At 60.9% G+C, this 21732-nt stretch carries 23 protein-coding genes; 1 reads left to right on the top strand and 22 read right to left on the bottom strand.

The window, feature by feature from the left end; genetic code table 11:
* Positions 1 to 72: 72 nt before the first annotated feature.
* The gene (locus ACZ9IU_RS03305) at positions 73 to 1032 is read left to right on the top strand and encodes an acyltransferase family protein (protein ID WP_038548669.1); all 960 of its coding nucleotides are present in this window, start codon (positions 73 to 75) and stop codon (positions 1030 to 1032) included.
* Positions 1033 to 1104: 72 nt separating this feature from the next.
* On the opposite strand, the gene ACZ9IU_RS03300 is transcribed toward ACZ9IU_RS03305, so the two are convergent.
* The 22 genes from ACZ9IU_RS03300 to ACZ9IU_RS03195 form a co-directional block, all read right to left on the bottom strand.
* Positions 1105 to 1590: a hypothetical protein gene (locus tag ACZ9IU_RS03300; protein ID WP_157885060.1), complete on the bottom strand. Its 486-nt coding sequence runs from the start codon at positions 1588 to 1590 to the stop codon at positions 1105 to 1107.
* Complete coding sequence (locus ACZ9IU_RS03295) at positions 1559 to 3064, bottom strand: hypothetical protein (RefSeq protein ID WP_038539588.1); 1506 nt, start codon at positions 3062 to 3064, stop codon at positions 1559 to 1561. Before ACZ9IU_RS03295 ends, ACZ9IU_RS03300 begins: the two co-directional genes overlap by 32 nt.
* 11 nt (positions 3065 to 3075) lie before the next feature.
* Positions 3076 to 5268, bottom strand: coding sequence for a phage tail protein (locus ACZ9IU_RS03290; RefSeq protein WP_051899634.1), 2193 nt, complete (start codon positions 5266 to 5268; stop codon positions 3076 to 3078).
* Positions 5268 to 5708 carry a DUF6950 family protein gene (locus ACZ9IU_RS03285; RefSeq protein ID WP_038539585.1) on the bottom strand — a complete coding sequence of 147 codons (441 nt, stop codon included), beginning with the start codon at positions 5706 to 5708 and terminating at the stop codon, positions 5268 to 5270. Before ACZ9IU_RS03285 ends, ACZ9IU_RS03290 begins: the two co-directional genes overlap by 1 nt.
* A 2-nt stretch (positions 5709 to 5710) precedes the next feature.
* On the bottom strand, positions 5711 to 6313 hold the full coding sequence (locus tag ACZ9IU_RS03280; RefSeq protein WP_038539582.1) for a hypothetical protein: 603 nt from the start codon (positions 6311 to 6313) through the stop codon (positions 5711 to 5713).
* A complete protein-coding gene (locus ACZ9IU_RS03275) occupies positions 6313 to 7071 on the bottom strand; it encodes a hypothetical protein (protein ID WP_038539579.1) in 759 nt (252 codons plus the stop codon). Before ACZ9IU_RS03275 ends, ACZ9IU_RS03280 begins: the two co-directional genes overlap by 1 nt.
* Before the next feature lie 3 nt (positions 7072 to 7074).
* A complete protein-coding gene (locus tag ACZ9IU_RS03270; protein WP_038539576.1) occupies positions 7075 to 10113 on the bottom strand; it encodes a phage tail length tape measure family protein in 3039 nt (1012 codons plus the stop codon).
* 48 nt (positions 10114 to 10161) lie between these two features.
* Complete coding sequence (locus tag ACZ9IU_RS03265; protein WP_051899633.1) at positions 10162 to 10443, bottom strand: phage tail assembly chaperone; 282 nt, start codon at positions 10441 to 10443, stop codon at positions 10162 to 10164.
* Between the two features lie 71 nt (positions 10444 to 10514).
* The gene (locus tag ACZ9IU_RS03260; RefSeq protein WP_157885059.1) at positions 10515 to 11018 is read right to left on the bottom strand and encodes a hypothetical protein; all 504 of its coding nucleotides are present in this window, start codon (positions 11016 to 11018) and stop codon (positions 10515 to 10517) included.
* 21 nt (positions 11019 to 11039) lie between these two features.
* Positions 11040 to 11297 carry a hypothetical protein gene (locus ACZ9IU_RS03255; RefSeq protein WP_038539567.1) on the bottom strand — a complete coding sequence of 86 codons (258 nt, stop codon included), beginning with the start codon at positions 11295 to 11297 and terminating at the stop codon, positions 11040 to 11042.
* Positions 11298 to 11661: 364 nt separating this feature from the next.
* Positions 11662 to 12891 carry a phage tail tube protein gene (locus ACZ9IU_RS03250; RefSeq protein ID WP_038539561.1) on the bottom strand — a complete coding sequence of 410 codons (1230 nt, stop codon included), beginning with the start codon at positions 12889 to 12891 and terminating at the stop codon, positions 11662 to 11664.
* 55 nt (positions 12892 to 12946) lie between these two features.
* A complete protein-coding gene (locus ACZ9IU_RS03245; RefSeq protein WP_038539558.1) occupies positions 12947 to 13423 on the bottom strand; it encodes a hypothetical protein in 477 nt (158 codons plus the stop codon).
* The gene (locus ACZ9IU_RS03240) at positions 13423 to 14007 is read right to left on the bottom strand and encodes a hypothetical protein (protein ID WP_038539554.1); all 585 of its coding nucleotides are present in this window, start codon (positions 14005 to 14007) and stop codon (positions 13423 to 13425) included. Before ACZ9IU_RS03240 ends, ACZ9IU_RS03245 begins: the two co-directional genes overlap by 1 nt.
* A complete protein-coding gene (locus ACZ9IU_RS03235; protein WP_038539552.1) occupies positions 14007 to 14309 on the bottom strand; it encodes a hypothetical protein in 303 nt (100 codons plus the stop codon). The genes ACZ9IU_RS03240 and ACZ9IU_RS03235 overlap by 1 nt, the downstream gene beginning before the upstream one ends.
* Before the next feature lie 20 nt (positions 14310 to 14329).
* Positions 14330 to 14923 (bottom strand): hypothetical protein, encoded by a 594-nt coding sequence (locus tag ACZ9IU_RS03230; protein WP_038539549.1) that lies wholly within the window; start codon positions 14921 to 14923, stop codon positions 14330 to 14332.
* A gap of 37 nt (positions 14924 to 14960) precedes the next feature.
* Positions 14961 to 15395, bottom strand: coding sequence for a hypothetical protein (locus ACZ9IU_RS03225; RefSeq protein WP_157885058.1), 435 nt, complete (start codon positions 15393 to 15395; stop codon positions 14961 to 14963).
* A gap of 80 nt (positions 15396 to 15475) precedes the next feature.
* Positions 15476 to 15958, bottom strand: coding sequence for a hypothetical protein (locus ACZ9IU_RS03220; protein WP_038539545.1), 483 nt, complete (start codon positions 15956 to 15958; stop codon positions 15476 to 15478).
* 72 nt (positions 15959 to 16030) lie between these two features.
* Positions 16031 to 17497, bottom strand: coding sequence for a phage major capsid protein (locus ACZ9IU_RS03215; protein WP_051899631.1), 1467 nt, complete (start codon positions 17495 to 17497; stop codon positions 16031 to 16033).
* A gap of 88 nt (positions 17498 to 17585) precedes the next feature.
* Positions 17586 to 18326, bottom strand: a complete 741-nt coding sequence (locus ACZ9IU_RS03210) for a head maturation protease, ClpP-related (protein WP_051899630.1) — start codon at positions 18324 to 18326, stop codon at positions 17586 to 17588.
* Positions 18304 to 19587, bottom strand: coding sequence for a phage portal protein (locus ACZ9IU_RS03205; protein ID WP_157885057.1), 1284 nt, complete (start codon positions 19585 to 19587; stop codon positions 18304 to 18306). The genes ACZ9IU_RS03210 and ACZ9IU_RS03205 overlap by 23 nt, the downstream gene beginning before the upstream one ends.
* Positions 19584 to 21308, bottom strand: a complete 1725-nt coding sequence (locus tag ACZ9IU_RS03200) for a terminase large subunit domain-containing protein (protein ID WP_038539541.1) — start codon at positions 21306 to 21308, stop codon at positions 19584 to 19586. Before ACZ9IU_RS03200 ends, ACZ9IU_RS03205 begins: the two co-directional genes overlap by 4 nt.
* Positions 21295 to 21711 carry a hypothetical protein gene (locus tag ACZ9IU_RS03195; protein ID WP_498956684.1) on the bottom strand — a complete coding sequence of 139 codons (417 nt, stop codon included), beginning with the start codon at positions 21709 to 21711 and terminating at the stop codon, positions 21295 to 21297. Before ACZ9IU_RS03195 ends, ACZ9IU_RS03200 begins: the two co-directional genes overlap by 14 nt.
* Positions 21712 to 21732 lie beyond the last annotated feature (21 nt).

The following is a 21732-nucleotide window of genomic DNA, read 5'->3' as shown; positions in this document are numbered from 1 at the left end:
TGTAGGTTAGGAGATATGAACGGGTGCGGGAGCGCCGTTCCCTTCAAAGAGAAGTTCTGCTACGGGATTGATATGCAAGCAAAACGCGAACGTGTGCATATTTCTGGTATCGACACAGCGAGGGCACTTGCGGCCCTATCGGTCGTATTTGCTCATTTACTGAGCCCGAGCATGCCCGGCGTAACGAAGTATGTCTTCACGGGTCACCCAGCAGTCATTGCTTTTTTTGTCATCTCGGGCTTCTGCATTCATTTCCCGTTCCGCGACGCTGAGCTTCCGGTCGCGACATTCCTGAAGAGGCGATATGTTCGGATCGGGGTGCCGGCGACAGTCGCCTTCGTCTGGGCTCAAGTGGCGGGCGTCCGGACCTACAACCCCATAGATGGCTATATCCTGTGGTCGGTGGTTTGCGAACTGATCTATTATTCGCTCTACCCGGTCATTCTGCCGATCTCGCGGAAGATAGGATGGTCCACCATGATCCTCGTCTCCGCTCTTGCCTCCTACGTCATCGTGCTTGCCCTGGGCTCTGATGAATACGGGAGTGCGCACATCTACGGAGCCGGACTAAATTGGCTCGTATCGCTCCCCGCGTGGCTAATTGGCTGCTTTATAGCGCAGCACTACCGCAGCGACCTTTCTCTGGGCAACGTCTGGTTTTGGCGAATTGCCACAGCCGTTACCGCTTCATGTCTAAGCTGGGCGACGATCAACACTCCGGTCGGCTTCTACTTGACCATGACGCCATTCGCGGTTTTGGCAGGCGGATGGATGTTGGCTGAAGCATCCAGCGCCGCGCGCGGTCACGCCATAGTGGCGATGGAGAAGATCGGGAAGGCCTGCTTTTCGATCTACCTAATACATGCGATCGTCGCATTCGAACTGGAACACCGCGGTCTTCGCGATCCTGTTCTCATCACGGGCCTGACGCTTTTGGCAATCTATCCCTTCTACCGCTACATCGAAAAGCCAGCGCACAACTTGTCCCGTAGTCTGGGCAAGAGCGGGCTAGTTTCCGCTAGAGGCGCTTGAAGGCGGCCTCAGTTATCTGTAACCGCCCTCGCTCGGTCCACGATATTCATCCTATAACTAGCTGTCGCCGCGCTACGGCGCAGGCCAAAAGATCGCATTGGCAGCAGCTTCGGCGTCGTCAACGGTCTCGGCCGCGTCAATCGCCGCCTTCGTGCCGAGACGGGCAGCTTCAATCGCGCCGCCGATCACCTGCCATTGCTGAAAGGACGCGATGATGACATTCGCCACGTCTGCGATCGTCGCACCCGTGATGCCGATTTCTGCGGTAAGCAGGGGATAATCTGCGGCATCCGGCTGATCCTCTTCGAGATACTCCCGCGCTTCGTCCGCTTTCTGTTGATAGGTCATCGCCTGACCTGCGCCGGCCGTAATATATTTCAGGCGCTCGATCTCCGCATCTGCGTCGACGATCGCCTTCAGTCTGACTTTGACCTGGTCAAGCGCCGGCCCAGGTGCGGGCGTGTAAGGTGATTGCGTTGTTTCGCCGGTCAGAATGTCGATTGTCGTTAAAATTGCCATCTCACCCTCACTGATAAACCAGAATGCCGGAACCCGCATCGAAGGTCTCAACCCCATTGCCGCTCTTGAGGCGAATTTTGTCGAGAACGCCCGCAAGCGTTTTCGACCCGCCCATAATAAGAGCCACAGGCGAGTCAGTTCGAGCGATAATTGCGGTCGCAGCCCAAAGGTTGGTTGCGGCGTTGATCAGCTCGAGGGTGATGACACCCTGATAATCGCCGGATGCCGCGCTGGATCCGCCAGTGAGCAGGAACTCCGTCGTGCTACCGCCCCCGTTCGCGGTAGAGCATTTGTAGCCGGTCGTCTCGACGCCTGATGCCGTCCCGAGCTGCATACTAATACCCGTGGAGCCACTGCTAGACATATTCGCAACCGGGATTTCGATCCGTTTTACACCTGCAGGGATCCCCGTTAGATCGAACGCGGATCCGGTCAAGGTGAAGACCGATCCGTACTTGAGCCCGAACTGGTCAAACACAAGATCCCGGTCCGGAAACGTCCAGGTCCGATCGACCGATGGCGCGCCGTTTACAATGATGCGCTTACCGCTGAACATGAGGCCGAACGTTGAGCCGTCGAAGCGCGCATTCGTAATGGTGCGGGCGGTCTTGAATATGCTGGAGATCAGGTTCGCCAGCGTAGCCTTCTTCAGAGCCCAAGCGGCCGCGCTGTCGGCAAGACCAAATTCGTCCGCATCGTCGATCGCCGCCTTTGCAGTGGCGGCATGAAACGCTGCGGCAATGCCGCCGGTGACCACTGCCGCAGCCTTCTGCGCCCAATGGAAGGCGGAGTACAGACCGCCGACGACGGCTACATCTTCCGGGTTGTTGGCCCATTTTTGAGCGAGAGTAGCGCTGGCGTCGGCATTCGTCGCGGAAGTGCCGGCAGCATTCTTCGAGACAAGCGCCGCCGCTGCTGCAGCCTCGGCGGCCGCGACAACTGCGGTTGATACCTGGTCGGTTACGCTCCGGAAGGTGGACCCGGATATCGTACCTAGCAATCGCATTCCGGCAAGCAAGCCACCTTCCGCCACGTTGTTGCCGCTGTTGGTCTTAATGGTCAGTGCGGCGCCGCCGTTGAACGACACGGTGACGGGGGACCCCGCGCTCGTCTCGTATATATTCAGGACGATCAGCGACGACTCGCTGACGGGGACCGCAGTCGTCGCCTGAATGGCATTGGGCGTTCCTACCCCTGCATCCGTCGCCACGACGAAGGAATAAGGCAGGTCCGCGAGCCTCGTCCATGCTCCAGAACCGGACCCGCCGGATTTCTGGTAGATGCCGTTATAGGCGGCCGTCGCGTCGTCGACGACCCAAGCCATCGTGTTGGCGGCATGGGCAAGATCGGCGTAGAGGGCGGCGCGGGTCGCATAGACCGATCCGCTGTTCGAGCCGATCGCGGTCAGAAACGATTCCAGCCAGGTTCCCCATGCGCGGATCCTCGCCTTGTCAGGCTGCGAGGGCGAGCCGGCCGGGCCATCCGCCCAGACGATGTTTGCATTCTCTGCCATGGTGGCTCCTGTTATGTGACGGTAAAGCTGCCGGTCGCGGTCGGCGTGCCTTCGACGCCGGACCCATTGATTGGAACGACCCAGCCGTAACGGACGCCGGCGGTGAGAGCTTTGGCGATCGAGTTGACCGAGCTCGGAGCGCCGTATTTCGGAGGGCCGATATAGGCGGCAGTTCCGAACGTGTTGACGGTGTTCCAGTAGATCTTCGCGCCGGCATAGTTGGCGCTGTTCGGCGCGGTCCAGTTGAACGTCGCCGTCCCGGATCCGGGCGTGACGCTGACGCCGGTGACGACGGCCGGCGGTGTCGGATCGGCCGTCGAGACGATGTCCTCGGTCGGCGAGAACGCCGAGTAGCCGCCACCCGCCCCAATGAATGCGACCCCGACCTGCAGCGTCGTGTCGACGGGCACCGTGCCGGTGTTGAGGTTGATGAAGCCGGAGACGGCCACGGCGTCCGGATAGGATTGCTCCACCCACGCGCCCGGTATGCCGCCGCCGATATCCGCGACACGGTAGCGTACGACCGGCGTCAGGCTGGCATCGGCCGGGTTGATAATCACGACCCGGATGTAGACCGTGCCCGCGTTCGATTGCGCCTGCAGGAGGTTGATCACAGGAGTCGGGATCGCGGCCGGCGTCGGCGCCAAGGGAACCGGCGGCGCATGGCCCTCGTCGACCTCCGGAACCCACACATCGATGTCGTCGGGGCTCTTGACGATATCCATCGTGAAGCCACCGCGCGTGAGGGCCAGGACCGACCGGCGGTTTTCGACGATCTTGCCCGTGAGCCGTGGCAACTGGTTCGGGGCTTCGATCCGCACCCACCTCGAATAGGCGACATTGATGCCGGAAAGCCGGATATCGATACTGCCCTTCACCTTTTCCCGCAGCCGGAGCCAATCACGTTTGCCGAGGCGACGCGCCTGCCGCCACTGATGGACCCACTGGTAATTCGCCTCCTCGGAAAGGATGCGGCCGGCTTCCACCTGCGCATCCGTATCTTCGAAATAGTCCGTGTCGGTCGTGGTGTAGTCGGTATCCGGGTAGGTGAACTTCGGCACGAGGCGGTTCACCTCGTCCTCGAAAAGCACGTCGTACTGGATGTGCCGACCGGTGATGTCCTCGTCGGTCAGCACGCCGCAGCGGCTTTCCCGGAACTTGCCGACAGTCAGGATCCTGGCACCGTCCCCACGCCCGACCAGATGCCCGTCGCAGGAAGCAAGTATCGCGTTCAGGCCGGACTTGGGCGCGTTTTCGGTCGTGTCATGGCCGTTGCACTGGTACCGTTTCTCGAAGCCGCCTGAAGCGCGAGGAACGTTTTCGTCGCAGATATCCGCCTCTTCCTTCCACAGGTCGATCACAGGCAAGAGGGCGGAATGGTAGTCCAGCCGGTAGCCGAACTCATTGAAGCAGAGATGCCAGGCGCAGATGATCGCCGAATTCTGGGTCCATTCCCATGTCTCCGGATCGTCCGGGTCCTGGTCCGGATCGCGGAAGTCCCAGCAGAGCGCGAGGTCCGCTTCGGTCGAAAGCGACGGCGGCCCATAGGGAAACATGCTGTTCTGGTCTTTTTGCCGGGTCGCGGAGGCGACCATGCCCAATTGCGCCTGGCCATCGCCGCGATGGTTCGGCGTCCATATGCCCGTCGCATAGAAGCCGAACGGCGATTCCACGGGTAGCCCGAGCCTTAGCCCGATAAAGACGTTCTGGCCGTACCGTCCGCCGGGATGATAGACGGCGCTGTCACCCGACCGGAACACCTCGTCATCGTGCAGCCAGAAGCGGTTGAACGACTTGATCCGGTGACCGGCGATGGCCTGGACCGCATAGAGGTTCGGGCCGGCCGTCTCCCACAACATATACGCGCCGGCAAGCCGGGTTCTTCCGACGCCCCAGATCCGGTAGGGGATCGGCTGCGTCAACGGGATCTTGGCTGCTTCCGCCTTCGGCGGCTTCGGCGCCATGATCATCTGCAGGCCGATCGTCAGGGCCGTCGTCGCGATCGCGGACGCGAGGCCAACGCCGATCGACAGCGCAGCGCCTGACAAGCCAAGGCCGCCAGCGCCCAGGATCGCCGTAAAGATCGGCGTGAAGATCGGGTCGCGCCGGGCTTCGGGGATCTTCGTGCTCGAATAGAGCGCGAGCTCCCGTAGCCTGACCTCGATCTCCTCGCTTGACAGGTTCTCGAAGTGCCGTCGGATCATCACGCTGGAAATCTCCAGGCCACGAGCGTATTCAGCCGCTTCCCGACAAGGCCGGCCGGCCCCAGCGAGACCCAAAGCGGACCGAAACGCACCGCGCCGATCTCAGCGAAATCGCCCTCAACACCAGCCGGTGCGACCACGCAGCCGATATCGCCATCGACCGGATTCTGCACTCGGCTGAAGCCGAGCGGGACCAGATGCGACGTCATGAATGCGATATGGCCTCCGGCAGCCTCGACGATCGCATGTGCCTCTTCGGCTGTTCGATAGGTACCGCGCAGAGCCGAGGCAGGATCAACACCCGTCAGGGCAGCCGCCCAGGACGCGCAGAACGTGGTGCAGTCGTTATAGATCCTGCCCATCGGGTCGGACGGGTGCGCTTTGCCATCCCCGCCCCACATGAAGCGGTGCGGAAGCCGGATAAAATCTTGAATGTCCATGATCAGTAACCGAGACCCCATGCGGGCTGCACGCCGCGCCCCAGGCGGGCGGTGTCATCACAAAACTTGTCTGTCGCCGAGATCGCCTTCTGATGCGGCGACGACCAAAGCGAACGCGACGGGCGCGATCGGCTCGCCTCGCCGGCCATCACCGACAGGCTGAGCGTCAGGGTCGGCGCCTGGTCGGACCGCACCGGCGCCGACTGCTCAGTCAGGTGCGAGGCGATCCCCTGCCAGAGCGGAATGATCGAGCTCATCGGCTGGAAATAGTCGTCGAGCGTCGTCACCCCGATCGTTACGGCCTTGCCGCGCAGTGGCGGGATGCTGCCGATCATTTCCGCGCCGGTAACAGGATCGATACCCGAAAGGCTGAAGTCCACCGCGTCGGAAGCCCCGTTGAGCAGAACCTCCAGCGTTGGAAGGCCATTGAGGATGCCACCGCCGAGATAGATCGCTCCGGTCTCGTCGACACTGTCGAAATTTGCCGGCAGGTCTTCAGCACCGAACCAGACATGCAGCGGCGGATCCGTGGCGACATGCATGAAGATGCCGAGCGTATGGCTGCCGCGCATCTCTTCGATGACGTTGTCAGGAACCCATCCCATCACTTGCCCTCGGTAAAGCGGAGAGTGGGCCGGTACTCATAAAAACCCTCGATCTCGGTCGGCAGCGAGAAACCGACCGGGAATTTCATGACGCAGCGCGGCCGCGCAAATTCGGCGCGCATCCCGGCGGTCACCGCCTCCCGCAAGGGAATATCCAGTGCGAGGCGGTATTCCTGATATGGCGACGGCGTGCCGACGATGGTTTCGATGCCATCGTCATAACGCTCCAGGACATCCCAATAGCTGTAGGCGCGCCAGCCCTTGGTTTCGTGGTAGATCGAGAACCAGTCGTTATGCCGCAGCGGCCGGGAGGCGTTGTAGATGCGCAGACGAAGGATACCGGCGTATTGCCCCGCATCTTCCGTGACCTTGCCCCAGACGGTGGCCTGGCTGTATCCCGCCCCGTCCCCGAAATAGGATCCATCAGAATGCGGGATGCCCTCGACAGTCGGCGTCGGAACCCCGTCGATGATCGGGAACGGTCCGTACCAGTCGGTCAGCAAGGGCACGTTGACGAACCGGACGCCGCTGTTCAACCGGGCGCGCAGCCAGCCCATATATTCGAACTGTTCCGGCTCATGGATGAAGCAGTTTTCCATCGTGGCCGTGACGATCGGGCCGCCGGTCAGGTTGATGCTGATCCCGTCACCGAGACCGTTGCGACCACCGTCGACGCTACCGCCCGGCGTATCGAAGGTGACCTTGCCCGGCATCATGATCGCAGGGTTCAGCGTCGGAACGGACGAATATCGGGACAAGGTTCAGCCTTTGCGCTTGGTGTAGTTCGACTGGATTGCACCAAAGCCGCCGCGCTCCTGGTCGATCCGTTCCCGGCGAAGCTGATCGGCGCCGACCTGCCGCGAGATGTCCGGAGCCTCCTCGCGGACGATCGTCCGGGTGATCGTCTTGATGTTGCCATCGCCGTCGAAGGAATGGACGTGCTCGAAGCGCAGATTGGTGTTTGCAGCCGCAGGCGCTGCAGCCTGCCGGATGGGCGCGACGGTGGGCCGGTTGCCTCCGACACCGCCGTCAGCATAACCCTGAAGACCAAGGCGCATACCTTCGACCACACCGACGCCGCCGGCGCGCGCGACATCCGCCTGGCTCCAGACGACCTCGCCGCGATGCACGACGCCGGCCGGATCATTAACGCCGCCATGACCGGTGAAGCCGCCGCGATCGTAAAGCCCGATACCGCCCAGCGACCAGGCCTTGGCAAACTGCGGCGATGCGGACAGCGCCGAATTCAGCCCGCCGCCGCCAAAGAGGCCACCGAGCCACCCGAACAAGCCACCGCCGCCGCCACCCGAAGGCGCGGCCGGAGCGGCCGGGAACGCGCTGGCCGAGAGTGACTGGCCAAGCTTGCCGAGGCCACCGCCGAACGTGTCGACGTTCTTGGAGGCGCCTCCCAGCGCGTTGGTAAACTTGTTCACATATTCCGTGCCGCTCGTGCCCAGCATATCAGTGACATTTCCGCCCTTGCCGACAGATCCGGGACCGCCGAACCAGGCTTGCGCCGCGCCGGACGGGCCATACTTGTTCACGTAGCCGCCAAAACGGTGATCGAAGACCTTGTCCTGCAGCGAAGGATTGGCGAGGAAGTCGCTTGCAGAAAGGCGCTGTCCGAGAGCCGCTTCGGACCACGGTCCGATATTGTTGCCCATGACCTGATAGCGGCCATAAGCGCGGTCGCCGTTCTTCGTGATCGGGCCAAGGGCGCTATATCCGCCGCTTCCCGCACTTTCGATGGATGCGATGGCGTTACGAAAGCCGGACATATCGGAGACCGCGCCGACATCCGGCAGAGCCGCCCTTGTGACAGGCGTGACGGGTGCGCGGTTATCATTGGCGCCGCGACCGGAGAACAGCGCGCCGGCAACCGATCCCGCGGCCGAGAGGCCGGAGCCCTGGTTGCCGCCGCTCGCGGGAAACATGACGCTGGCGAGGCCACTGAAGACGCTATCCCAAAGGCGGTCAGCCTGCTTGCTCAACGCGTTGATGATCGAATTTCGCAGCGCCTCGCCAATACTGTCACCGGAAAGCAGGCCTTCCTTGAAGTCACTGAAGAAGCCCTTAACGTCCGAGCGCAGCTCCTTTACCCGTTCGAGCTGACGGACTTGGCCGGCGTAGTCGCCATTGAGGTCGACCGGCAGGCCAGCGCTCCTCTGGCTCGATGCGATCTGCTGGTCGATCGGCGACCGACCGAGCTGGTCGATATCGAATTTCACGTCCGCTTGCATGCGGGCGCGCGCCATCTGCTCGGTCAACTGACCATAGGCCGCCGCCTGGTCGCGGATCGCCGTCAACTGGTCAGGCGAAAGCTCAAGGTTCTGAGCATAGGCGGCATTCAGCTGCTCCTGCTCGAACCGCAGAGCTGCAGCCGCCGCACCGGTCAAACCGAGAAGATCCGCCTCCTGCTTAAGCTGGCGCAGTCTTTCGTCGCCGCTTTTGTTGATCTGGTCATAGGGATTGAAGGCGGGATCAAGTTCGCGAAGCGGGCGGCTCTGCGGAGTGGGACCACGTTCCGGAAGCTGGAATTCCTCCCCCTGGATCGGGCCGTCTGCGCTTCTCGGCACGCCATCATAGCTACCCGGGCTCGGATAGATCGAGGTGACGCCTTCCTTGCGGATATCGGCGGCCGTCTTGGCAACTTCGCGCAGGCGCGGAAGCAGTTCGTCATAGGCCTTGATCAGTCGGGCTATGACCGGGAGGCCGGTCTTTTCGTACGCCTCATTGAGGGCGTTCTGCACCGTGGTCAGGTTTTCAATCGTGGCCGTGCCATTCATGATCTTCGACTGAAGATCGGCAAAACTGCCCGTGACCTTCCGGAACAGAGGGTCTGCATCTTCGCCGAGACCCTGCAGAGCCCGACGCGCCGCAATGTATTGCGGGTTGATCCCGGAAAGAACGTCCTCGACCGGCTTGTATTGCTCTTTGGCAACAACATCGGCGGCTTTGAGACGGTTCGCCGCGTCGGCGGCCCGTTCCAGCTGGTCCGCATAGGCCTTCAGCATCGGGGTTGCGTCACCCCATTTGTTCGCGACCGAAGCGATCAGTTCCGCCTGAGCGCGCAGATCCGCGCTCATCTTGCCGGAGCCTTCCGACGACGTGCTGAAATACTGGATCAACGCCGCAACGCCCGCTGTCAGACCGATGGTCACGAGCGATACCGGGCTGATCAGCGACATGAAGGCTGTCGCCAAGCCTCTGACAGGACGCTCCATCGTCGAGACGACAGAGGCCAGCTGCGTGCCCTGCTGCAGGCCGATCATGAGCGGCGACATGCCCATGGCAGCCGTGACGGCAATGTCCTGGAACTGATAGCCGATGTTCGCGGCGTCCAGACCGCCACCGCGACGGTTGTCGTTCGCGCCCTGCATCCGCAGCGCGTTGTTCGCCTGGACCTGAGCATCCCGAACCCGGTTGATCTCCTCGATCTGCTGGCGTTTCAGCCGCATGATCGTGGCGGTCGCCTCCTGTTCGGTCGTGACGCCAAGCATGACGGCGCGATTGATCACAGCCAGGCTCTGCGTCATTTCACGTTCGGCGCGCAGCTGCGAATTGAAGACAGGATCGATCCGCCCCCGGAGACGATCGTATGCGTCGCCGACCTGGTCGATCGAGCGCGGCAACTGTCGTTCATAAACCTGCTGCTGGCGATCGAATGCGCTCTGCGCCTTCTGCATCGCCGCTTGCGCACGGTCGCCCATATGGTCGTACGCCTGACCCGCCAGACGCGCACCGGCGACAGCGCCGCTGGCATCAACGACGAGCTCGACAACTCTCTGTTCAGCGGCCATGAACTGCTTCCGTGGGCTCAAAGTCAGGGTGAGGAGCCGCCACCGTGATCACGATGACGGGGATTGCTTGACCGACATGAACGCGTCGTCGAGAGCCTCGATGATCTCGATCTCCCAAGGGACGAGCATCATGCGAGCATTGCGAACGAAGGCATCAATATCGGTCCACTCGATCGGTGTCCGTCCGGCGAACCCGCTTCCCTTGCGACGCCGGATACGGTTGTAGGCGCGCCAGAGATAGGCCAGTTCTTCCGGATACGGAGGCATCGCAAGATCAGCCTCCAGTTCCGCCAAGCGCTTCGGTTTCTTGGTCCGTTCGATCTGCGCCAACAGCGATTCACGGACCGTGATCCCGTGCTCGTCGGTTACCGCCAGGGCGAAGGCCCGCTCCGCAAAGGCGATCAGATCTTCGCGGAGGCCTTGGTAAAACGGCGCTCGTCGCCGAACGCATCGAGGATCTGTGCGTAGGCCCAGCCCATCTCCGGTTTGATCAGTAGCTCAGCCGCGCGCGAGGCGTCGTAGGTATCCGCCCCGATCTTGACCGGCGTCCACTCGACGATGCGGGCGACGACGCCTTCGACATTCTCGCGGCGGACATCATCGGGCGTCTGATCTTCAGCCTTGTATTTCTTCCCGTTTACCTGCGCCTGCTCCTGTCGCTTGGCACGATCGAGGGCTCGACGCGCGACGGCATCGCTGTAAGCAACGGATTTCGGATGCGAGGGACCGGCAAGGGTGACAATCCAGCCGGTTTGCTGGCCGGCGGTATTCAGAATGTGCAACTCGCTCGTGTCCGCCGGCAGAAAGGCGGAAATATCGATAGGTTCGTTCATGGCATTCGTCCTTTGTCGGAAGGGAACGGGCGAGCGCCGACACGCCCGCCCGCCATTGCGCGCAATTTTCATCGGCTCGTCGGCGCCGATCTCTTACTTCGCCCGCTCGACCGTCTTCTCGACAGCCTTTGCGGCCGCAGCTTCCGCCTTGCCGGCAAGAGCAGGGTCGGTGCCCTCCGGCATGTCGACATGGACGGTGGTCGCCGCCTTCCCGGTTTCGCTAACGGCGATCGTCGGCAGATCGTAGACGGTACGCGGCCAGACGACATGAAGGCCGGCGGCGCGGGCCTCGGCGATGGCGTCATGCAGTGCGGTCGCCGTCTCCCGCACCTTCTGTTCTGCAGCTTTCATCGATTTTTCCTTTCGGGTTTCGCTCGACTTAAAGTCGAAGCCATGATCCCATGCGCTTTCAACGGAGGGGATAATGACGGACAATGATCGATCAAAATGGGATTTCAGGTCGGAGAATGACCTTAAGGCCGATACGCTTTACGATTGGGGTGTAGCGACGATAGTGCATCACGTAGTCTTGCGAGTAGGCTACGCGAAGTCTCAGGCCGAACTAGATAAGGCCCGTCGTCAAAACCGTTCACCAAATCAGATACAAGTAATGATGAGCCCGAAGGCGGCGCGCGAGCTTGCTGATCAACTCCATCGGTATGCCACGGCATTGGAAGCGACAGTCCCTCCGAAGGATCGACAGAACTAGGTCTCGTCATGCCGCGTTGCTGACCTGCATCTTGACAGTGGTGAGATCGAACGCGCCACCACGGGTATCCTTGCCGACAAGCTCCGCAGGAACACCGATCGTGACGGTGCGAGCGCCGCCCGCCTTGGTCAGCGCCGACTTGGCAACACTCCCCAGCGTGAAGTTCGGCACGACGAGGGAGAAGAAATCGGCCGGCGACGTTTCGTTCTCGGACGCCAACAGATGCAGCGACAGCACAGTCTCGTCAGAAAGGTCGGCGAGAGCCTGCATGTCCTTCCGCAGCAGCGTCAGGTTCATGGACGCCTGCACCGTGCCGAGGAAGACATCCGGCGCCAGGCCGGTCGGATTGACGGTAGCAGGCGCCGCGGGCTGGAGATCCATCGTGAAATCGAAGCTGGTGAGATCGAGCTCGTCACCCGAACCGAGCCGCAGCACCGCTTCCGACGCGGCGAGCGAAACGTTGGTCGGGTCGGTCGGATTGGTGAAGTGCGGGGCGGCCGCAGCATCGACGACGTCAAGCTGGCCAGTACCGGTCCAGCCGTACTCGCATTCGAGAAGCCCATCGGCACTCATGCGCAGCATCAGGCGAGACCAGCGGCAATCCGTATAGACCTCCGACGCATCGAGGTCGTATTCATGCTCCTCGATCGTGAAGTATTTCCGGGCCAGGGCGCCCGCCGCACCATTGATGATGACGCGGCCAGGCCGGACGATCGAAAAGGTGGTGTCCGCCACGGCATTGACGACGAGGGTTTCTGCCACGGTGATGGTCAGGGCGGTAAGTCCGACGATCCGCAGGTTCTTACCGTTGTTGGCGGCATCCGGAAGTCCGGTGGCGCGGATGACGTCACCGACCCGCAAGCCCTTGGTGATCCAGCTTCCAGCGGCCGCGACGATGGTGTTGGCGCCGGTCGTGACGCTGGTCATGTCGGCTTGCGTGATGGCGAGATCCGCTGTCGACCAGGCGCTGCGCATCAGAGCTTCGAGGACGGGATCGGCGCGGCCGATCGCAACCTCGCTGGCATAGGTGCCGGCGGTGCGTCGCGAGCCGTGCCGGCCGCGCAGCTGCTGCGCGTCGTGCCGCACGATCTGCGACTGGATCGCCTGCTTGGTCAGCTGGCCGCCCTGGCCGCCGCTCGTCCACAGGAGCAGGCCGCCAGCACCGGACGCTTGCGCGCCCTTGGCGGACTGCTCCTTGATGGCGACATAGCCGTTCCAATTCTCAGAATAGCTCATCGCGAGCGCTCCTCAGTGTTATCCGCTCATGGCGGGTTGCTGTTGGTGGGTGCGGTTAACCGCGATGCCAGTAGGCGAACGGGCACGTCATCGTCGTGCCGAACCAGTTTCCATCGTCGGATCGGCTATTGCCGGCTGCTGGATAGGGATCTTCCGTCCGGACGTAGCAACCGGGCGTCTGGTCGTAGAACTTCTTGCGGCGGAAGATCTCGCCGATCGCCACCGCATATTCTTTTCCGAGTGCGGTCCTGGTGCCAACCGGCGTAAATACATGCACCTCGATCAGACCGTCATAACGATAGACGTGATTGCCGGGCCTCCCCTGGCCGATGATCGGAGCACTGAAGCACTCGATCTCAAGGTTGACCCAGGGCGCCAGGATCGTCGCGTCCGGATCTTCGGGCGTCGGCGAGGCGATGACCGGCGGCCATGGATCGGCGGGCGTCTCGTTCTGGTAGGTGATGCGCGTCGTCGTCCATCCGGCCTGCAGGCGAGCAAGAATGGCGGCTTCCGCGCCGGCATAATCGGCCATTATCGTTCCCTGATCACGAGCGTCGGAAACCGGTAGCTGTCACGGTCCGCGCCTTTCGTCGGCGCGCCGCGGGCTGATCGGTAGGTAAAACGGACGATCACCAGGTTGCCGAACCTATCCATGATCTTGCGAAGCGCCTGCTGGTAGACCTTGGACGTGCCCGAAACCCGCATCTTCATCTTGCCGACTTCGATTTTGCGGCTGTAGGGAAGCTGGTTCATGATCGAGATCTCGGAACCCGGCTTCCAGTGTTTCAGGTTCCGCTCGGCAATGCCGTCGACCATGATCGTATGCGACAGACGATATTCCCCGGAAAGAACCGGCGACAGATCGAACAGCGTCGCCATTGCGAATTCGACAACCTCATCGAGGCGGCGATACTGATAGATGATGATGCCGTCCGGCCTGGCACGATCTTCCGGCGCGCCGACGATGCCATCGACGATGCGGACGAAGGACTGCGGCGCGGGATCTGCGGCCATGATTTTCGCATGCTCGCGCTTGGCGGTCTGCACCAGCAGCGCCTTCGTGGCCTCGACAGTATCCTGCTTCAGGATGCGAACCGTTTCCGCGATTGCGGCCATCAGCCCTTCACCACCACATTGATGCGGACGATGACATCGTCCATCTTCAGGATTTCCGGCGAGCCGACGATTGCCCGCGGCTTGTCATCCACCACCACACTGCCTCCGGCGGCAGGCATGCCGAAGATGGCGAGATCCGTCGGAGAAACCGTCACCTTCTTGTCCGACTGCGTGATCGTCCCGACGATTTCGTCGGCTGTGATGCCGCGTACGAAAGCCTTCACGGCCACCTCTCCGGCGGCCGTGTTCCCCTTGCGAAGCTTGACTGTCTGCCCATGATCGGCGAGCTGCCGATCGAGCATGGATATTGCTTGGTCGGGACTCATAGCTGGTAGATCTTCAAACCCTCGACAAGCGCGTCAGCTGCCGAGTTGATCGCCATCGTGGCTTGCTCTGGGATGGAATATTCCGTCCTTCCGATGCCCTCTACCTCTTCAGAGCGAAGGAAAGCTGCTCCTCCTGAAATTCTCAGGAGAAAATTGGCTTTCATGGCGATTGCGGCCTTAATTTGCGCCGGGAGATCGCCAGTTTTAACGCCATCGTACCCAGCGCGATACCTAATCCGGACCAGATTGCACCGTGCAATGTCGGCGCTATCCAACCAGGACAGTTGACCATTCTTCAATTTATAACCGGCCTCGTCGATGACGGCCTCGTCGCCACTTTGGTCGATTGAAGTCACGCTCACGATTTCGATAATTGGCGGGCAAGGCAACCGAATGGGTCGGTTTCGCTGCTGAGGAACCGTAAGATCAAGTGTCTGAGGTCCAAAACAACGCCTCAGCTTTCCGTACGGCCCATCAAACTCCGCCGTTACGGCCGCAATAATTGCGATTGCGGTATTCTGATCACCTCCGTAACCGATAAGGTCCGAAGATGTCACAATGGGCGACGGCGGAGTTACGATGGTGATCATTGTTGGTCCATCAGCAGACTAGAGATAAAATCCGGGATCAGGACGCAATCTCGGTCGAAGCGGCCGATCGCAGCGCAACGATAACGTCAGCCTTGTTTCGGGCCGAAGAGATATCGACGTTGCGATCGGCGGCAAGAGCGTCGAGCTGTGCTCGGGTCATATCGTCGAGCCCGTCATCAGCAAGGAGATCCGCACCCTCCGGCTCGCTCGGTATCGGCTCGACGATCTTGGCTCCAGCCCAGACAACGTCCTTAGGATCGGAAGTGGCGACATCCTCGCCGACATATTCAGCCTTACCGCGCTGAACCCATCGATTGAGGAATGCCAGCGCGAAAGCGTTGTCAGCCCGCCCAACTCGAAGGACGTCACCCACATCATCGGCATCCAGGACGAAGCCCTGGGGGAATTTCGGCCCCTTGCCAGGCGCGCCGGTCTCATAGATCTGTTCGGAAGAAAAGCGAATGCGGGGCATGATCATGCCTCCATTTGGCGTGATGAAGCGATGGACGGCTATAGCCGCCCACGCCACATGTTCGCTGGTTGAGAATGGGTTTAGTCGGTGATGGCCGCGACGGTTGTCGCGAACTTCGAGCCGTACAGAGCGTAGAGAACGGTGATCGTGGTCGCCGTCGCATCGCCTGTACCAGCCCGGATGCAGTCGAAGCCGTTGTTGACGTCGAGATCTTCGGCCTTCACTTCCATCACATACATGGCGTTCTTGCTATTGACCGCCTGCGTGGTGAAGGTGTCGGACGTCACAGCGAATTCCGACAGCGCGTCGCCGGCGCCCGTATCGACGTTCCGATACGCCTTGCTGAAAGGAAGCGCCTTTTCACTGCCGCCGGCGACGGTGGTGGCCTGCTTCAGAGTGATTGCCGAACCGGTAACGGTGGTGGCATTTTTCACCAAGACGATGACTGCGCAGCGCTCGAAGTTCTTCAGCGAGACATAATCGGGCGTCGACGTGGAAGGAGTGACGCCAAGCAGGCCTTCGACGAACTTGACCTGCTCGGAGAGCATGGCATTGAGGTTCATTGTCGTGTTCCTTGAGATGCGCCCCGCGGGCGCCGTGGAGAGGAGGCGCCGGCTACCCGGCGCCACGTGCGCTTAGCGTGCGGCGAGCGCGACGTAGGGAGACTGGCTGTTCGCGCCGTCGCGCTGCGTGATCGCAGCGGGCCACCAGGGCTGACCGGCAACGCGCATCGTGAAGCGGAACGCGACCATGTCCTGGTCAAACCAGAGATGGATCGAGACGTCGGACTTCAGTCCATTGGCGTCGCGCCCATTGCCGGTCTTGGTGACCGACAGGTATTGCTTCAGGTCGACGAGCATGACGTCACCAAGGTCACCGACAGTCTCGGCAACCTGGTGCGGAATAACGGGACGGCCCCAGAGCGAGCCGTACATGTTCCCGGAAACGCCGCCGGGCGGTAGGTAAACAGGCTGGTTGGCAAGCGTCATCAGGGGAAGCTGCGCTTCAGCGTCCGGATGCATCAACCACACAGCGGTACGCCGGGACTGGACAGGAAGACGGCCCCACATCTTCGCCAGGTTGGCGACGACAATCGTGTCGGCCGTCTGGGCCGCTTCAGCCGCAACGGTGACCAAGGCCGGAGAATTCATGAAGCCGAGAGGCATTCCGACGCCCGTGCCGCGCACGATTGCATCGGAAACCTTGAAATCCATCTTCTCCGGGGCTTTGCGGTTGAGATAGGCACCCATCGCAGGAGCGTCTTCGAGAAGCTCTTCCGTAACCGGAATGAGGGTCGCCAAGGTATGCAGCTTCAGCGTCGTCTCGCCGAGGGTCGGCTTGCTCTGCGTCTTGGTGCCGCCTTCCGCCGTCCAGTAGGACTGGATACCGCCGGAGGTCTGCCACGGCGTGGTCGAGTCGGTTGGAAGCGTCAGGGTGTTCGAGCTCGACTGAAGTCGGTCAGTCATCGCCAGAAGGCTGTCCTCGTTGAAAACGGGGCTCAGGATCTCGGTCCGGAAGTCCGGTGGAACGGCAAAGCCACCGTCCGCGCCGGACCCCTCATTGCCATAGGTGCTGACCGCAGCATTGCGCAGGCGCGGATCGAGGTCGCCACCCGACCGCATGGACGCCATGCGTACAGAGTTCGCAAATTCGCCGAGGTGACGGAACCCAGAATTGCCGCCGGCAGTCGCGCGAGGCGCAGCCGGAACCCGCGGAGCGGGCGTGCGGGCCTGGTTGTTGATGCCGCGGACATTATCGGAAGGATTCTGTTCGTTGCCGACCGGGTCCGGATCCGTCTGCCGGGCGCGAGGCGCCGTCAGTAGGGCGTTCTGCTGAGCGACGCGCTCACGCAGATTGATCTGCGATTCGAGCGTTTCGAACTCGTTGGTCAGCCCTTCGACCTCATCGGTCTCCGCCTGCGTGAGGTCACGGCTCTCCGATTCCGCCCGGGCGAGGATTGCCTGTGAGGAGTTCATGAGCTCCATCTGGCGTTCCCGATGGGCTGCAATGGTTGGATCTTCCGCGTACAGGAAAAAGTTCGAGGGAATGTGGAGCGCCAGCAACGCAGCAACGCTCGCCGGCACAGTCAAGTGCTTGGTCATGGTAGTTCTCTCCGTGAAAGGGCTGCGACAGGCGAGCCATAGGGTGCCGGGCCGGCACGTATCCGAGGCGATCAATCGCCGGCGGAATTTAAGCCGCAGAAGCGCTGCGGGCGTGTTTGTTTTTCATGCGGGCGATACGTTGACGCATGAGATCGGCATTCGGGGTATCAGCCAGCGCGGCCGGCGGACGCTTGAAGCGATGTTTCGAAAGGTCGACGCGAGCGGCGATCCGCATGTTGTCGGAAACTTTATCGGCAAAACCGTTCGCTACGGCCTCATCACTAGTGAACCACGTCTCATCGTCCATCCACTTCTTGACCTTGTCGGCCGTATTGGACGTGCGAGCGACGTAGACGTCACGAAGGCTTGTCGTCGTCTTCTTCAGCAACGCAGCCATGGTCAGCATATCGCCCTCGTTGCCGATAGCCACTCCCCAGGCATTGTGGATCATGATGAATCCGGCTTCGCTGATGTTGATTTCGGTCGCGGCCATGGCGATGACGCTGGCGATCGACGCGGCCACCCCGTCAACATGGGCAATAATCTTGGCCGGGTGATCGATCAGGATTCGATAAATCGTCAGCCCCTGAAAAACGTCCCCACCATAGCTGTTGATGCGCAGGTGGATGGTATCCACCTTGCCGAGCGCCTTCAGATCATCCGCAAACTGTTTCGCCGTTACGCCGCCGAACCATGGGTCGCCAATGTCACCGTAGAGCAAGATTTCGGCTTCCGAATTCCCTTTCGCCTGCATGCTATAGCGATGTGGAATGTTTTCGCCCGGGGCCGCGGCGAAAACCAAATAATCAGTGTCGGAAAGGTTTTCCATTCAAGGCTCCATTGGGCTTTGGTGCGGGATCGACAGAGGTGTCGTCTACCGTAGAAGGTTCAGGTGGAGGCGCCGGATCTTGCAACGCACGACTGAGCGGCTGGACATTATTGGAGACGAACGGAATGTCGCCTTCCGGTCCAATGCCGTTCATGTCTTCGAGCGCCAGGATCTGGTTGATCGTCATGCCCATGCCGTGCATCCCCTGATAAAAGGCGATCCGACTTGCATTGTCACCGCGCATCAACGCTTGCAGCGCCATCTTGGTGTAGAAGTTCTGCCGGTTGGTCGCGCCGAACAGCTTGTAGTCCGCCTCTTCCTCCAGAAGCCGAACCCATGGAGTCACGCAGTCGACGACAACCTCGATCGATTGATGCTCAATGTTGGAGAACGTAGCCCGCAACAGGTGCATGACCTTGTGGGGCGGCACACCGAACCAGCGGCAAATTTCTTCGACCTGGTGCTGACGGGTCTCGATGAACTGACCGTCGTCTGGCGTCCCCGTGATTTTATTTGCCTTCATCCCGGCGTCGAGAATTGCTGTCCGGCGGCCGCGCGGCCCTTTGTAGAGCTGATCGACTTCCGCCTTCAGCATCTCCAGTGCTTCGGGGCTGAGGGTGTTCTCAGTCTCGATAATCATGGTCGGGTTCATGCCGTCCCCGAAGTACGAAGCACCAAAAACCTCGGTGGCCTGCGCCCAGCCGATGGATTGGGCCGCATATTCGATCACGTTGTAGCCCACCACGCCGTCACCGAAACCGCGCAGGTGAAACATGTCACGAGCTGCAACAACGGTATTTCCACCATTGTTCCAGACCTCGTATTCCAGTTCTCCATTTGCAGCCCGTCGCACGGCCACGCGATCCGGATGAATCGGCCAGAGCGCATAGGGCATCCCGCGGTTGTCCCACTGGATCTCTGCGTAGGCGTTCCCCCGTAACAGTGCGTTTCCGACCATGGCTTGTCGCCAGGCGAAAGAACCGTAGTCCGGACACGGACGCCTGGACAGAAGCCAATCAAGCGGATGGGTACCGGAGACGGTCGCGTTGCCGCTGGCGTCCTTGACCATCACGTGCCACGGAAGCTGAGAGACGGCGCGGGTAAGATATTGCACGCAAGCCCAGACAGTCGCGTTCTTGAGCGCCGTATCGGCGTCGACGTAGACGCCAGCGATGGTTCGCCCCGTGTGGACGATACGGGACGACGTCGGCTGATTTCCCCAACCGGTCACCCGGTTCCACATTCTACCAAGCCAGGTCACGCGTTCTCTCTCTGCCGGCGCGCCATCTCTTCGTAGACGGACACCTTCTTGCCGGCCGCTTCTGGGTTCTGAAACATGAGCATCGCCGCGTTGAAAAGTGCCATCAGCGGATCGATTTTCGCGGCGCCAGAAACTTCCTTGGTCACCACGTAGTTGCTCCCTTTGAGGGTTTGCTTCGCGTTTCCAACTGCCCAGGCCATTAGCGGCTGGTCACCGTGAAGAAACCGCTGATCTTCCAACTTCAAAGGCACAGATGAAATAGCAGTTTGGAGGCGCCAACCCTGAATGACGGCCTGAACAAGAGGATCGACCAGATCAAGATCACCCAGCGCGTCAACCAGGAGCGCAATGCCAGCAGAGTCGAGGCCTATACCACCCGTTTCGGGAAGCAAGCCGGCATCAAATACCTTACGGCAAATTTCCGCTGCTGAAGCAGCCTGCTCCTCACCGGTCTTCGAGATGACCAGATCGCCGTCCTCCGCGAACTGACGAAGCCGCGGCGCGATGCTCTTCCGTTGCTCGAATACGGAAGGCCTTGCCCATGCCCGCCCCCAACCAAGCCACCGCTTGGTGTGCTTTTCCCTGCCGATCACATAGAGAGCCGCCAAATCGTCGGCGCCTCCCCAGTCTCCACCGATCGTGCAGACTTCTGATCTCGCGAGCAGAGCGTCGAGACCGGACAGTCTGTCGTCGACACAGGAGGTCCAATGAAGCGCGCCTGACCATCCATCGCCACCAAGACCAACACCAATTTCAATGTTGAGGTGCTGACTGGTCCATATCTGCTCGGCCTCTTTGTTGACCCTTCCGTTGTTCTCGTAGTCTTCGAACAGGGCCTGAGGATCAATGGATCTCCCTATGTTCGGAAGGATCAGGTCCCAATTTTTCGGATTGCGCCAGAAGTCTTGATCGAGCTGCTTCTCGACAGGATATTCATAGAGCACCGGCAGCATGATTGGTAACCGGCCGCCTTTTCCGTCACGGATCTTGCGCGCTTTGTCCAGTTCGGTGCGCCAGATGCCTGCGGGCGGCTCATCCGATTGCGTCGTGATCATCAGCAATCGGCCGCGCTGCTTCGTGATGCCGCCGCCCCGAATCTGCTGCATGACGGCGGCAGCTTTAGCCTTCTTCCCCAACTCATGAACTTCGTCGATTATCGTGAGGATCGGGATTTCGCCGGTTACGATCGAAGTATCGAACGTCTTCACGTCCAGACAGGTGCCGGTCTTGTACCGAGTGATTGTCTTCGTGTGATCCTGAACCTTAAAAATAACCTCGAGCTTTGGGTCGAGACGGATCATGCCTTGCGCTTGATCGAAGCACCGCTCGGAAATGTTCTGGCTGGGTCCGACCAGTAGCATTTGGCGGTTAGGCACCTCGATCATATACAACGCTGTCAGCGCCAGGCCGGCCACGTATGTCGTCTTCGAGTTTTTCTTAGGGACCATGCACAGCAGTTCCCAGACAGTCGGAAGGAGAGTTTCCGGGTCTTCGCTCGCCAAAAAAACAGCCAGCATGTCTCGGAACCAATCCCCGCAGGCTTCCGCCAACGGCGGATTGCCTGGAACATCCGGAAGGCGAAGACGGTTGAAGAACGCGATCGCCTTGCCTGCCTTCACCTTGTCGTATGGAACGTCCGCCATCGGCGGACGGCCGGCAAGCAGCCTTTCCCACCAATCCGGGCAGGCAAACCGAGGAAGCTCCTCGTTAATGTCGGGCATTCTGAGATGCTTCCTGCTCCAGTTCCGCCATCAGATCCGCGTCAGCATCTCTTGCCCGGATCTCGTCGAGCTGCTTCTTTCCGAGCCGATCTGACGGTGCGGCATCCACCTCCCGCGTGGGCGATGCAGAAAGCTCCCGCTCGACTTCCATGCGATCGTTGCGATCCATAAGCTTTCCGAATTCCCGCATAGCGCCGACATTCCCGGTCTTGGCGATCTCCCAGGCAAGCTCCAGACGAGCGCCCTCAAGACGATCGCGTGCCAAGTCACGCTGACGCAGCTGCTGAAAATAATTCTTCCGCAAAGTCGGCTGCGTAATGCCGATCGCGTTGGCGATACGGGAAATGCTCCAGCCCATCGCCAGTAACAGCATGACTTTGTTGCGGTTTTTCTCGGTCGCCACATGCGGCGGACGCCCTCGCTT

It is taken from the genome of Mesorhizobium sp. USDA 4132, from assembly GCF_056279545.1.
Note: the sequence above shows the minus strand (reverse complement) of the source record. Positions and strands in the feature narration are given on the sequence as shown.